Raw genomic sequence first — 13,276 nt, 5'->3', positions numbered from 1 at the left:
CCAACGGGACGGCGAAGTGCAAGGGCGCAGTGTGATGCGGCGGGCCGGTTCGGGACTTAACGCGAAGCCGAGCGCCGTTTCAGCATGCCGAGATAGCGCTTCAGATCGACCGCGCCGGTCGCCTGGCAGGCGCCGAAGAAAACCACCGCACCGAGCACGACGATGGCGCCGAGTGCTGCCGCACGCACCGCAAGAAGCGGCGAGGCGAGCAGGTTGTCGAGCAGCTCCGCCGCGCCCCAGATCACCGCGCCCATGATGACACTGGCGACGGCGATCAACGGCAACCGCTTGATGAGCAGCTTGTCGGCGCGGAAATCGCCACGCCGCCACAGCGTGAAGCCAAGCAGTCCGGCATTGATCCAGCCGGCGACGGACGTCGCGATGGCGATTCCGACATGTTCGAAGAACGGGAACAGCGCCAGGCTGCCCGCCACATTGACCACCATGCCGACACCGGCGAACCACATCGGCGTCGCGGTGTCCTCGCGCGCGAAGAAGCCGGGCGAGAACACCTTTATGAGAACGAAGGCCGGCAAGCCGGCGGCAAAGGCCGCAAGCGCCGGCGCGGTGGCTGTCGTCGAGGCGGCGGTAAACGCTCCGCGCTCGAACAACACCTGCACGATCGGCCCGGCGATGACAATGAGTGCGGCGGTCGCCGGCAATGTCAGCACCAGCGAGAATTCGAGCGCCCGGTTCTGGGTGTGGTGCACGCCGTCATGATTGCCCGAGCGAAGCTGGCGCGACAGGTCCGGCAGCAGCGCGACGCCAATCGCGATGCCGACGACGCCGAGCGGCAGCTGGTAGATGCGGTCGGCGTAATAGAGGTAGCTCACGGCGCTCGCCGAAAACGACGCGATGATGGTGCCGATCATAATGTTGAGCTGGGTGACTCCGCCCGAAATCACGCCCGGAATGCCGAGTCTCACAAGCCGGCGCACATTGGCGGTCAGCCGCGGCCGCTTCAGGCGAAGCGAGAACCCGGTCCGCTTCAGCGTGATGGCGAGCGCGACGAGCTGCACCACACCGCCGATGGCAACCGCGATCGAGAGCATCATGCCCGACTGGTAGCTGTGGCCGGTGCCCATGAACGCGATCAGCGTCAGGCAGGCGATCAGCACGATATTAAGCAGCACCGGCGCGAAACCTGCGGCGGCAAAGCGTCCGAACGTGTTGAGAATGCCCGACAGGAACGCGACCAGCGAGACCAGCATCAGATAGGGGAAGGTGACGCGGGAGAAGTCGACTGTCGTTGCGAACTTGTCGCCATCCTCCACGAAGCCCGGCGCAAGCACGTAGACGAGCAGCGGCATGACGATCTCGGCAATCGCGGTGAACGCGATCAGCGCGGCAAGGAAGGCGGCAAGGATATCTTCGCCGAACCGTCTGGCGCCGTCTTCACCCTCTTCTTCGAGGCTGCGCGCGAACAGCGGCACAAAAGCGGAGTTGAATGCGCCTTCCGCGAACAGCCGGCGGAACAGATTCGGCAGTTTGAACGCGACGAAGAATGCGTCCGCGATCGGCCCGGTGCCGAACACGGCGGCGATCAGGATGTCGCGGACGAAACCGAGCACGCGGCTCGTCATGGTCGCGATGCCGACGGTGGCGAAGTTCCGCAACAGGTTCATTCGTTAGAGCATTTCCATTGAATATTGGATCAGTTCTGTTTCTCGATTGACGTGTGCGATCCGGCTGTAAAACAGGCGCTGCGCGATGCAGATGCATCGGGCAAGACTGGTTTGCCGCCGGGCGCCCGTCAATCGGAAACCCCCGCAGATCGGATATATCCGATCTGTTTACTGGCAAAGATGCAACCGCGAAACGTCGCGGTTGCCGGGGGCGGGCTATTTTGCGCCAATATCTGCGCGAAACCCCTCGAACGTATCACCGGATATGCCCTTCGGGCTTCCGCTTGATCTTGTCACAAAATCGCTCCGTCAGAACGGTTCAATATTCGATGGAAGTGCTCTAAACGCTCCGCATCGCCATCGTCATCGGCTTTCTGCGATCAGGCCGCGCTCGGCGCGGGCCGGGGTGACGACTTCTTCTCCGCCGCGTCGCCTTTTCCCGAAAACGCCTTTTCCAGCCGCCGCTGGATCGCCGTCTTGCGCGCCGGATTGGTGATCTTCTGTCCGGTGAGGTCGCTGACATAAAAGACGTCGACCGCGCGCTCGCCGAAGGTTGCGATATGCGCCGTACCGATGTCGAGATTAAGGTCGGACATCGCCCGCGTCAGATCGTAGAGCAGACCCGGCCGGTCGAGCCCGCTTGCCTCGATGACGGTGAAGCGGTCGGACAGGGTGTTGTTGACCAGAATGTCGGTCGGCAGCTGGAACGCCTTGGTCCGGCTCTTTCCCTTCAGCTTGCGCGCCATGATCTCCGGCAGCGGCTCGCGGCCCGAAAGGGCGGCCTCGATGATCTCGGCGATGCGCCGTCCCCGCCGTTCCTCGTCGGTATCGGCCTCGAACTCACGCCGTATGAAGATCGAGTCGAGCGCAAGGCCGTCCGAGGTGGTGAAGATCTGCGCGTCGACGATATTGGCTCCGGCTATGGTGCAGGCACCGGCGATGGTCGACAGCACGCGCGGATGGTCGGGTGCCAGAACGGTGATTTCCGTGACGCCCTCGAACGCATGCGGCGTGATCGCGGTGGCGAGGCTCTCGCCCGCCTTGTCGGCCGTATTGATGAAGGCGGCGTGCTTGATCCGCCGCGGCAGGTCGACCCTGAGCCAGTAGGGCGGGTAATGCCGCTCCCTGTAGGCCTCGATATCGGTTTGGCTCCACTGGGCGTTGGCGAGTTCAGCGGCCAGCTCATCCTTCGCCGCGCTCACTCGCTGCGAGCGCGAGATCGTCGAATGGCCGCCGCCGAGCACCGTTTCGGTTTCATAGTAGAGCGTGCGCAGGAGCTGGCCCTTCCAACCGTTCCACACGCCGGGGCCAACCGCGCGGATGTCGGCCACCGTCAGGATCAGAAGCAGCTTCAGCCGTTCCGGGCTTTGCACGATCGCGGCGAAATCCTCAATCGTCTTGCGGTCGCCGAGGTCGCGCTGCTGCGCGAACATGCTCATGGTCAGATGGTGCTCGACCAGCCAGGCGACCGTCTCGGTTTCGGCCGGCGAAAAGCCGAGCCGTGGCGCCAGCCGCCGGGCGATCTTCTTGCCGGCAACGGAATGGTCCTCCGGCCGTCCCTTGGCGATGTCGTGCAGGAACATCGCCAGATAGAGCACACGGCGGTTCTGGATCGTCGGGAACAGCTCGGTCGCCAGCGGATGTTCGTCGGCGCGGTCGCCGCGATCGATTTCGGCGAGCGCTCCCATGGCATGCAGCAGGTGCTCGCAGACCGTGTAGTGGTGATACATGTTGAACTGCATCATCGCGACGATCTTGCCGAAATCGGGCACGAAGCGGCCAAGCACCCCGGTCTCGTGCATCAGGCGGAGCACGATCTCGCCGCCTTCCCTCGCCGTCAGGATCTCCAGAAAGAGCTGATTGGCTTCCGCGTTCTCGCGCAGCCTGGCGTCGATCAGCTTCAGCGATCGCGTCAACAGTTTCAGCGCGTCCGGATGGAAGGCGAGGTTCTGGCGCACCGCGATATTGAAGATGCGGATGATGTTGACGGGATCGCTGGTGAATGCCTCTTCGTCGGCGATGGTGATCCGGTCATTGTCGACGACGAAATCGGTGGTGTCCTTCAGCTTGCGCCGCCGCCGGGTGAAGGTGTTGAGCAGTCGGTTGAGGCGCGGCGTCGTCTTGACGTGCTCCTCCTCCAGGCTGGCGCAGATGATGCGGGTCAGGTCGCCGACATGCTTGGCCATCAGGAAGTAGTGCTTCATGAAACGTTCGACGTCGCGCAAGCCCGCATGCGAGGTGTAGCCGAGCCGGGCGGCGATATCGCGCTGCACGCCGAACGACAGCCGCTCCTCGGCGCGCCCGGTCACGAAGTGCAGATTGCAGCGCACCGCCCAAAGGAACTCCTCGCACTTCTTGAACAACAGATATTCGCTGCGCGAGAACACGCCCTTCTTCGGCAGTTCGCGGGTCGTGCGCACCCGGTAGTAATATTTCGCGATCCAGAACAGCGTGTTGAGATCGCGCAGGCCGCCCTTGCCTTCCTTGACGTTCGGCTCAACCAGATAGCGCGACTGGCCCTGGCGCTTGTGCCGGTCGTCGCGCTCGGCGAGCTTGGCAGAAATGAACTCCGCGCCGGTGTTCTTGGCCACGTCATTGTCGAAGCGGGCGATGAGTTCCTCGAACAGCTCCTTGTCGCCCCAAAGATAGCGCGCTTCCAGAACGGCGGTGCGGATCGTCATGTCGGAGCGGGCAAGGCGGATGCATTCGTCGACGGTGCGTGTCGCGTGGCCGACCTTCAGCCCCAGATCCCACAGCAGATAGAGGATGTATTCGACGACGCTTTCGCCCCACGGCGTCTGCTTGTAGGGCAGCACGAACAGCAGATCGACGTCGGAGAACGGCGCCATCGTGCCGCGCCCGTAGCCGCCGACCGCGACCACCGACATGCGCTCCGCCGAGGACGGGTTGGTCATGCGATAGACGTGGCGGACGGCAAAATCGTAGATGACGCGGATCAGCTCATCCTGGATGAAGCACAGCCGCTCGGCGCAGATCGTGCCCTTGCGCTCTTCCTGCAGCAGCGTCTCGACCTTGGCGCGGCTTTCGGTGAACACGGTCTTCAGACGCGCCAGCACGGCGGCGCGGATCTGCGTCGACGAGCCGTCGCCGCCATGGTCGGCGGTGAGTGCGGCGAGTTCCTCGCGCAAGGCTTCGCTATCGATCAGGTTGGCGAATTTCTGCATGGGCACCTTCGGCAAACGCGACAATGTGGGGACGGCGAATCGCGTTCGGGTCATATTGTGTATCGCCCGCGGACCGTTCAAAACCCGTTTTCGGCTCCGCGCGCCATGAGCATTGGATTGATGTTGTTATAGGGCGTTTTTTTGAAGGCGCGAATGATTCCGCGCCGCAAACGGCCACCTCCGAGGGTCGAATGCAAATTCCGGCCGCGATTTCGTCCCGCCCTTACGTCGTTTCGGTCCGGCGCGCCGCCTTCAGCTTGTAGAGCATGTCGAGCGCCTCGCGCGGCGTCAGGTCGTCGGGCTGCACCGTGTCGATCAGCGTTTCGAGCGGCGATGGCCCGTCCGAACCGGACCTGGCGGCGTCCGGGGCGCGTTTTGCAGCCGAAAACAGCGGCAGGTCGTCGATGATGAGATCGGCGGGCGATTTGCGCTGCTGTTCCTCGAGCTGGGAAAGCACCTGCCGCGCCCGTTCGATAACGACGGCCGGCAGGCCGGCGAGCCGCGCCACCTGGATGCCGTAGGAGCGGTCGGCGGCGCCGGCGACAATCTCGTGCAGGAACACGACATCGCCCTTCCATTCCTTCACCTTGACGGTGGCGTTCGACAGCCGCGCCAGCTTGTCCGACAGCGCGGTCAGCTCGTGGTAGTGGGTGGCGAACAGCGAGCGCGAACAATTGACCTCGTGCAGATGCTCGATCGCCGCCCAGGCAATCGACAGCCCGTCGAAGGTCGCCGTGCCGCGGCCGATCTCGTCGAGGATGACGAGCGCGCGCGGCCCCGCCTGATTGAGGATCGAGGCGGTCTCGATCATTTCCACCATGAAGGTCGAGCGCCCGCGTGCCAAATCGTCGGCGGCCCCGACCCGGCTGAACAGCCGGTCGATGACACCGATATGGGCATGCCGCGCCGGCACGAAGGCACCGATCTGTGCCATCACCGCGATCAGAGCGTTCTGCCGCAGGAAGGTCGACTTGCCGGCCATGTTCGGCCCGGTCAAAAGCCAGATATGACCGTTTCCCTCGCCATTCTCGGGACCGAGGTCGCAGTCATTGGCGACGAACGGCTCCTCGCCGCGCTGGCGCAGCGCCTGTTCGACCACCGGATGGCGTCCTCCGTCGATGTCGAAGGCAAGGCCGTCATCGACCTGCGGGCGCGTGTATCCCTCGCTTTCGGCGAGCACCGCATGCGCTGCCGACACGTCGATCACGCCGAGCGCGGTGGCCGCCGCCTTGATCGCCTCGGCCGCTGCGATCACCTCGCCGGCCAGCGTCGAAAACACGTCGTCCTCGATGGCAAGCGCCCGCTCGGCGGCTGACGCGATCTTCGCTTCCAGCTCGCCGAGCTCGGTGGTGGTGAAGCGCATGGCGTTTGCCATGGTCTGGCGATGAATGAAGCGCTCGTTTGCCGGCGGGGTCGTCAGCCGGTCGGAATTGCCCGCCGTCACCTCGATGAAATAGCCGAGCACGTTGTTGTGCTTGACCTTCAGCGACTTGACCCCGGTCTCCTCGGCGTAGCGCGCCTGCAGCTCGGCGATCACCCGCCGGCTTTCGCTTCGCAGCGCCCGCATTTCGTCGAGATCGGCGCGGTAGCCCTCGCGCACGAAGCCGCCGTCGCGTTTCAGCAGCGGCAGTTCCTCGGCAAGCGCCGCGTGCAGATGATCGGCGAGCTCCCCCGGCGCGGCGTTCAGTGCGGCAATCGCCGCCGTCAGTTCAGACCCCGGCGGCACGCTGCTGGCAGAAAGCCGTTCGCCGAGCGCGCGCGCCGCATCGAGCCCGTCGGCGATGGCGCCGAGATCGCGCGGCCCGCCGCGTTCGAGCGAGAGACGCGACAGGGCGCGCGGCATGTCCGGCGCGGTCTTGAGCGCCGCACGGGTTTCCTCGCGCAGCCCCGTGTCGCCGAAGAACCAGGAAACAGAGTCGAGCCGGTCGGCGATGGCCTCTGTATTCGTCAGCGGCGCGGCGAGCCGTTCGGCCAGAAGCCGCGCGCCGCCGCCGGTCACCGTGCGGTCGATGGCGGCAAGAAGGCTTCCCGAGCGTTCGCCCGACAGAGTCCGCATCAGTTCCAGATTGGTCCGCGTCGCGGCATCGATCAGCATGCCGCCGCCGGCTTCCTCGCGGCTTGGCGGATCGAGCGGCGGACGGGCGCCGAGCTGGGTCTTCTCGACATAGGCAAGCGCCGCTGCTGCTGCCGCCGTTTCGGTGCGTGAGAATGTGCCGAAGGCGTCGAGGCTCGCGACACCGAAATAGCGCGTCAGCCGGTCGGCCACCGTCGAGCCGTCGAAAAAGGCGCGCGCCAGCGGCATCACCGCCATTGGTAGCGCCCGCCAGAACGCACCGAGTTCCTCGTCTTCGAAAAGCGCGTCAGCGAGGATCACCTCGCTCGGCTCGATGCGGGCAAGTTCGGCGGCAAGCGTGTCGAAGCCGGCCTCGCGCACCCGGAACGCGCCGGTCGAGATATCGATCCAGGCAATGCCGAAGCGCCCGCGCGTATCCTCGCCGGCACCGCGCAGCCGCACGATGGCAGCAAGGAAATTCGCCCGGCCGGCGTCGAGCAGGGTTTCTTCCGTCAGCGTCCCCGGCGTGACGAGGCGCACCACGTCGCGCCGTACCACCGATTTGCTGCCGCGCTTCTTCGCCTCCGCCGGATCCTCGGTTTGTTCGCAGACCGCGACGCGGAAGCCGAGCGCGATCAGCTTCTGCAGATAGTCGTCGGCGGCGTGCACCGGCACGCCGCACATCGGGATGTCTTCGCCCAGATGCTTGCCGCGCTTGGTCAATGTGATGCCGAGCGCCCGGCTCGCCTGCTCCGCGTCCTCGAAGAACAGCTCGTAGAAGTCGCCCATGCGATAGAACAGAAGGCAGTCCGGATTGGCCGCCTTGATCTCGATATATTGTTCCATCATCGGCGTGACCCTGCCCACCGCGGCTGGGACCTCGGGCGCCGGGGAAGAGGCATCCGCGTGGGACGCTGCAGTCTCGCTTGTCTGGGTCTCGGTCATCGCACCGTCGCTGGCATCGCAGAGCTATCTGGAAATTCATAGCAGATCATACGGATGATCGGCTTGTGGCCGGCCTTGCCGCCGGATATGGTCCGCGATCTCATAAACAAGACGCGCCGCAAACGGCAAAAAAGCAAGGGCGAGGATATGCCAGCCACCGACAAGACCGCCAGCACCGGCGTCTCGATTACCGAGCAGGAAGCCCTGCTTTTCCACAGCCAGGGCAAACCCGGCAAGATCGAGATCCAGCCGACCAAGCCGATGGCGACCCAGCGCGACCTGTCGCTGGCCTATTCGCCGGGCGTCGCGATTCCCGTTCTGGCCATTGCCGAAGACGAAAGCCGCGCCTTCGACTACACCGCGCGCGGCAACATGGTGGCCGTTATTTCCAACGGCTCGGCCATCCTCGGCCTCGGCAATCTCGGCCCGCTGGCCTCGAAGCCTGTGATGGAAGGCAAGGCAGTGCTGTTCAAGCGCTTCGCCGACGTCGACTCGATCGACCTTGAGGTCGACACCCAGGATGCCGACACCTTCGTCAACTGCGTGCGCTATCTCGGCCCGTCCTTCGGCGGCATCAATCTGGAAGACATCAAGGCGCCGGAGTGTTTCATCATCGAGAGCCGGCTGCGCGAGATTATGGACATTCCCGTGTTCCATGACGATCAGCACGGCACGGCGATCATTTCCGCCGCCGGCCTGATCAACGCGCTGCACCTGACCGGCCGCGACATCAAGGACACCAGGCTGGTCTGCAACGGCGCGGGCGCTGCCGGCATCGCCTGCATCGAACTGGTCAAGGCGATGGGTATGCCGCACGAGAACGTCATCCTGTGCGACACCAAGGGTCCGATCTACACCGGGCGCGAAGCCGGCATGAACCAGTGGAAGTCGGCTCATGCTGTGCCGACCGACGCCCGTACTCTGGCCGAGGCCGTCGCCGGCGCCGACATCTTCTTCGGCGTTTCGGTGAAGGGTGCGCTGACCCCGGAAATGGTCGCCTCGATGGCGCCGAACCCGATCATCTTCGCCATGGCCAACCCGGATCCGGAGATCACCCCGGAAGAGGTCGCCGCCGTGCGTGACGACGCCATCATGGCGACCGGCCGCTCCGACTACCCGAACCAGGTCAACAACGTTCTCGGCTTCCCCTACATCTTCCGTGGTGCTCTCGACGTGCGCGCGACCACCATCAATGACGAGATGAAGATCGCCGCCGCCGAAGCGCTCGCCAGTCTCGCACGCGAGGACGTGCCCGACGAGGTGGCGACCGCCTATCGCGGCAACCGGCCGAAATTCGGCCCGAACTACATCATTCCCGTGCCGTTCGACCCGCGCCTGATCTCGGTGGTTCCGCCAGCCGTCGCCAAGGCGGCGATGGACAGCGGCGTCGCCCGCCGCCCGATCGTCGACATGGTCGCCTACGAGCACGAACTGAATGCCCGCCGCGACCCGATCGCCGGCACCCTGCAGCGCATCTTCTCCAAGGTGCGGCAGAACCCGAAGAAGGTGGTCTTTGCCGAAGGCGAGGAAGAGCGCGCCATCCGCGCCGCCGTCAGCTTCGTCCAGCAGGGCCTCGGCAATGCGGTGCTGGTCGGCCGCGACGAGGAGATCGTCGCCACCGCCAAGGAAGCCGGCATCGAACTGCCGGACGGCATCGAGCTGTACAATGCGCGCACCTCGCCGCGTTCGCGCGACTACGCCGAATTCCTTTACGCCCGTCTGCAGCGCAAGGGTTTCCTGTTCCGCGACTGCCTGCGTCTCGCCAACAATGACCGCAACTATTTCGGCGCCTGCATGGTCAGCCTCGGTGAGGCGGATGCCATGATCACCGGCCTGACGCGCAACTATTCGGTGGCGCTCGACACCATCCGCCAGGTCATCGACCCCAAGCCCGGTCATCGCGTCATCGGCGTCTCGATGGCGCTCTGCCGTGGCCGTACGGTGCTTGTCGCCGACACCGCGGTCATCGACATGCCGACCTCGGAAGAACTTGCCGACATCGCCGAGGAAGCCGCCGGCGTCGCCCGCCGTCTCGGCTACGAGCCGCGCGTCGCTCTGCTCGCCTACTCGACCTTCGGCCACCCGTCCGGCGAGCGTTCCGACGTGCTGCGCGAGGCGGTGCGGATCCTCGATCGCCGCCGTGTCGACTTCGAGTATGACGGCGAAATGGCCGCCGACGTCGCGCTCAATTCCGAGCTGATGGCGACCTATCCGTTCTGCCGCCTGTCCGGCCCGGCCAACGTGCTGATCATGCCGGCGTTCCACGCCGCCTCGATCTCGACCAAGATGCTGCAGGAGCTTGGCGGCTCGATGGTGATCGGCCCGCTGCTGACCGGTTTCGACAAGTCGGTGCAGATCGTCTCGCTCGGCGCCAAGGACTCCGACCTCGTCAACATGGCCGCGATCGCCGCCTACAACGTCTCGGGGTAGGGCGCGCCTCATGGTTTTCGCTCACGGCTGAGCGCAGGCTTCGCCTGCTAGCCTCCGCGAGGGCACCCTCAACACGGGTGTTCCAGTGTTGAGTTTTTGACGTGGGCAAGTCGGGAACAGCCGACTTGCCGCCGGGTGGCGGCCATTCGGCCTTGCGAACCCTTCGGGTTCGGCGGTGGAATGCGGCAACGGCTGAGCGCAGGCGCTGGGTCGACTTCACGCTCTCACGTCATCCTCCGACTTGATCGGAGGATCGTTCTCCATGCGGGAAACGTGGCGTTGTTTGTGTGGGGATAGCGCGATCCGCCCGCGGCGTTTATCCAGCAGTCGCCGTGCTGGCTGCACCCGATCCTCCGATCAAGTCGGAGGATGACGCCGGAGAGGGCGGAAAAGCGGCGCAGCGTTCCATTCGAACCGCAACCGCTGCCCCGCACTCTACGCGCCGTACCATTTCTCAACCCGCCGGAAATCCGTCGACCTGACGCAGCGCCTCGCCAAGCGCGATGGCAGCGGAGACGGCAAGGTTGAGCGAGCGTGCCTCGCCGACCATCGGGATGCGCAGCCGCGCGTCCGCCGCTTGATGCACATGTTCGGGCGCGCCGGCGGATTCCCGCCCGAACAACAGCACGTCGTCGGGGTGATAGGAAAAGTCGATATGGCTCGCAGTTGCCCTTGTGGTGAACAGGACGAGCCGCCCGCCACGTGCCGTCCGGTCCTGTTCGAACGCGTCCCATGAGCGGTGGCGCGTCAGCGCGGCCAGATCGAGATAATCCATGCCGGCGCGTTTCAGCGCCCGGTCGTCGAGGCGAAAACCGGCCGGCTCGATAATGTCCAGCGCGACCCCCAAACAGGCCGCCAGCCGCAGCAAAGTGCCGGTGTTTTGCGGGATGTCCGGCTGATAGAGCGCAATTCGCATGTCGAATCCGTATCTTGCCAATATGTCGCGCCTTTTTGCCAGTTTTGTCACTGCGACGATACGGCGTGAAAAAATCGTTTTCCTCTTGCGACAAAGGGTCGTTTACGCGTTCGTCGGACTGGACAGCCGTGTTTCTGCCGCCTATGAAGCCCGATTGAGGGGACGTCCAATTCGGGGAAGGTGCATGCGCGCCGCCAGACGGACTGAGACCGCGACCGATGTCGTATAGAAGGAGCTAACTCTTGACTAGCATCGCATCAGATGAACCGACGCGCCGCGATTTTCTCTACATCGCGACAGGCGCAGTCGGCGCAGTCGGCGTCGCCGGTGTTGCGTGGCCGTTGATCGACCAGATGAATCCGGACGCTTCGGCGCTGGCGCTGGCCTCGATCGAGGTCGACGTCTCGGCCGTCGAGGAAGGTCAGTCGATCACCGTGAAATGGCGCGGCAAGCCGATCTTCATCCGCAACCGCACCGAGAAGGAAGTGGAAGAGGCCAAGGCCGTTCCGCTCGAGGACCTTCCGGATCCGGCAGCCGATGCCGACCGCACCAAGGAAGGCCACGAGAATATGCTCGTGATGATCGGCGTCTGCACCCATTTGGGCTGCGTGCCGCTCGGCGAATCCGGTGACTTCGGCGGCTGGTTCTGTCCGTGTCACGGTTCGCACTACGACACCGCCGGTCGCATCCGCAAGGGTCCGGCGCCGTTGAACCTCGTTATTCCGCCCTACGAGTACACCAGCGACTCGATGATCAAGATCGGGTGACCCGCCACGCCCGGACGTTCGTTCCGGGCGTTCTCAGGGGGAAAAATAAGGGAACATTATAAATGGCCGGACATTCGACCTATCAGCCGAATACCCGCATCGAGAAATGGCTCGAGGCGCGGCTGCCCATCATCAGTCTTGCGCACAAGGAAACCGTCGGGTTTCCCTGTCCGCGCAATCTCAATTACTTCTGGACCTTCGGTGGCATTCTGACGTTCATGCTGATGGTTCAGATCATCACCGGCATCGTCCTGGTGATGCATTACACCCCGCACACCAGCCTCGCCTTCGACTCCGTCGAGCACATCATGCGCGACGTGAACTATGGCTGGCTGCTGCGCTACATCCACGCCAACGGCGCGTCGATGTTCTTCATTGCCGTCTACATCCACATGATCCGCGGTCTGTACTACGGTTCCTACAAGGCGCCGCGCGAAGTGCTGTGGATGCTCGGCGTGGTCATCTACCTGCTGATGATGGCCACCGGCTTCATGGGCTATGTGCTGCCCTGGGGTCAGATGTCCTTCTGGGGCGCCACCGTCATCACCAACCTGTTCTCGGCCTTCCCGATCGTCGGCGAGCCGCTGGTGCAGTGGCTGTGGGGCGGCTTCTCGGTCGACAACCCGACCCTGAACCGGTTCTTCTCGCTGCATTACCTGCTGCCGTTCATGATCGCCGCCGTCGTGTTCCTGCACATCTGGGCGCTGCACGTCGTCGGTAACGGCAACCCGGCCGGTATCTCGGTCAAGTCCGAGCAGGATACGGTTCCGTTCCATCCGCAGGTGACCATGAAGGACGCCTTCGCGCTGGCGCTGTTCTGCCTGTTCTTCGGCTGGTTCGTGTTCTACCTGCCGAACTATCTCGGCCATCCGGACAACTACACCGAAGCCAACCCGCTGGTGACCCCGGCCCACATCGTGCCGGAATGGTATTACCTGCCGTTCTACGCGATCCTGCGCGCCATTCCCGACAAGCTCGGCGGCGTGCTGGCGATGTTCTCGGCCATCCTGGTGCTGTTCGTGCTGCCGTGGCTCGACACCTCCAAGGTCCGTTCCGGTGCCTACCGCTCGGTCTGGTTCAAGATGGCCTTCTGGCTGTTCGTCGTGAACGCCGTCATCCTCGGCTGGCTCGGTGCCAAGCCGGCTGAAGGCGTCTACGTCATCTCGGCGCGGATCGCGACGGCCTACTACTTCGGCTATTTCATCGTCATCCTGCCGATCCTTGGCTTCATCGAGAAGCCGAAGGCTCTGCCGGCAAGCATCGCCGAAGCGGTTCTGGCCAAGCATGGCGGTACTGCTCATCCCGAAGGTGCGGCCTCTGCGCCGGACCGTCAGGCGTAACGAGCGAAAGAGGAG

Annotated in this window: 7 protein-coding genes; 3 read left to right on the top strand and 4 right to left on the bottom strand. The window is 64.3% G+C overall.

The window, feature by feature from the left end; translation table 11 throughout:
• Nucleotides 1-56 precede the first annotated feature (56 nt).
• The 3 genes from mviN to C0606_08110 all read right to left on the bottom strand — a co-directional run bounded on the left by mviN (nucleotide 57) and on the right by C0606_08110 (nucleotide 7,808).
• On the bottom strand, nucleotides 57-1,625 hold the full coding sequence (mviN, locus tag C0606_08120; protein PLX38181.1) for a murein biosynthesis integral membrane protein MurJ: 1,569 nt from the start codon (nucleotides 1,623-1,625) through the stop codon (nucleotides 57-59).
• Between the two features lie 380 nt (nucleotides 1,626-2,005).
• A complete protein-coding gene (locus C0606_08115; GenBank protein PLX38180.1) occupies nucleotides 2,006-4,810 on the bottom strand; it encodes a [protein-PII] uridylyltransferase in 2,805 nt (934 codons plus the stop codon).
• A 223-nt stretch (nucleotides 4,811-5,033) separates the two neighbouring features.
• Nucleotides 5,034-7,808: a DNA mismatch repair protein MutS gene (locus tag C0606_08110; GenBank protein ID PLX38179.1), complete on the bottom strand. Its 2,775-nt coding sequence runs from the start codon at nucleotides 7,806-7,808 to the stop codon at nucleotides 5,034-5,036.
• Nucleotides 7,809-7,955: 147 nt separating this feature from the next.
• Here C0606_08110 and C0606_08105 point away from each other — a divergent pair, with 147 nt between their 5' ends.
• Nucleotides 7,956-10,238, top strand: coding sequence for an NADP-dependent malic enzyme (locus C0606_08105; protein PLX38754.1), 2,283 nt, complete (start codon nucleotides 7,956-7,958; stop codon nucleotides 10,236-10,238).
• A 454-nt stretch (nucleotides 10,239-10,692) separates the two neighbouring features.
• Here C0606_08105 and C0606_08100 read toward each other — a convergent pair whose 3' ends face one another.
• A complete protein-coding gene (locus C0606_08100) occupies nucleotides 10,693-11,154 on the bottom strand; it encodes a tRNA methyltransferase (GenBank protein ID PLX38178.1) in 462 nt (153 codons plus the stop codon).
• Between the two features lie 242 nt (nucleotides 11,155-11,396).
• Here C0606_08100 and petA point away from each other — a divergent pair, with 242 nt between their 5' ends.
• Nucleotides 11,397-11,921 carry a ubiquinol-cytochrome c reductase iron-sulfur subunit gene (gene petA / locus C0606_08095; protein PLX38177.1) on the top strand — a complete coding sequence of 175 codons (525 nt, stop codon included), beginning with the start codon at nucleotides 11,397-11,399 and terminating at the stop codon, nucleotides 11,919-11,921.
• Between the two features lie 62 nt (nucleotides 11,922-11,983).
• A complete protein-coding gene (locus C0606_08090; protein ID PLX38176.1) occupies nucleotides 11,984-13,261 on the top strand; it encodes a cytochrome b in 1,278 nt (425 codons plus the stop codon).
• Nucleotides 13,262-13,276 lie beyond the last annotated feature (15 nt).

This window comes from Hyphomicrobiales bacterium, assembly GCA_002869065.1.
Classification (GTDB): Bacteria; Pseudomonadota; Alphaproteobacteria; order Rhizobiales; family Rhodobiaceae; genus Rhodobium.
Note: the sequence above shows the minus strand (reverse complement) of the source record. Positions and strands in the feature narration are given on the sequence as shown.

Bases quoted from the DNA above. Each gene is read 5' to 3' on its own strand.
- C0606_08100 (PLX38178.1), bottom strand. From the start codon at position 11,154: ATGCGAATTGCGCTCTATCAGCCGGACATCCCGCAAAACACCGGCACT.
- C0606_08090 (PLX38176.1), top strand. From the start codon at position 11,984: ATGGCCGGACATTCGACCTATCAGCCGAATACCCGCATCGAGAAATGG.
- C0606_08110 (PLX38179.1), bottom strand. From the start codon at position 7,808: ATGACCGAGACCCAGACAAGCGAGACTGCAGCGTCCCACGCGGATGCC.
- C0606_08115 (PLX38180.1), bottom strand. From the start codon at position 4,810: ATGCAGAAATTCGCCAACCTGATCGATAGCGAAGCCTTGCGCGAGGAA.
- C0606_08105 (PLX38754.1), top strand. From the start codon at position 7,956: ATGCCAGCCACCGACAAGACCGCCAGCACCGGCGTCTCGATTACCGAG.
- mviN (PLX38181.1), bottom strand. From the start codon at position 1,625: ATGAACCTGTTGCGGAACTTCGCCACCGTCGGCATCGCGACCATGACG.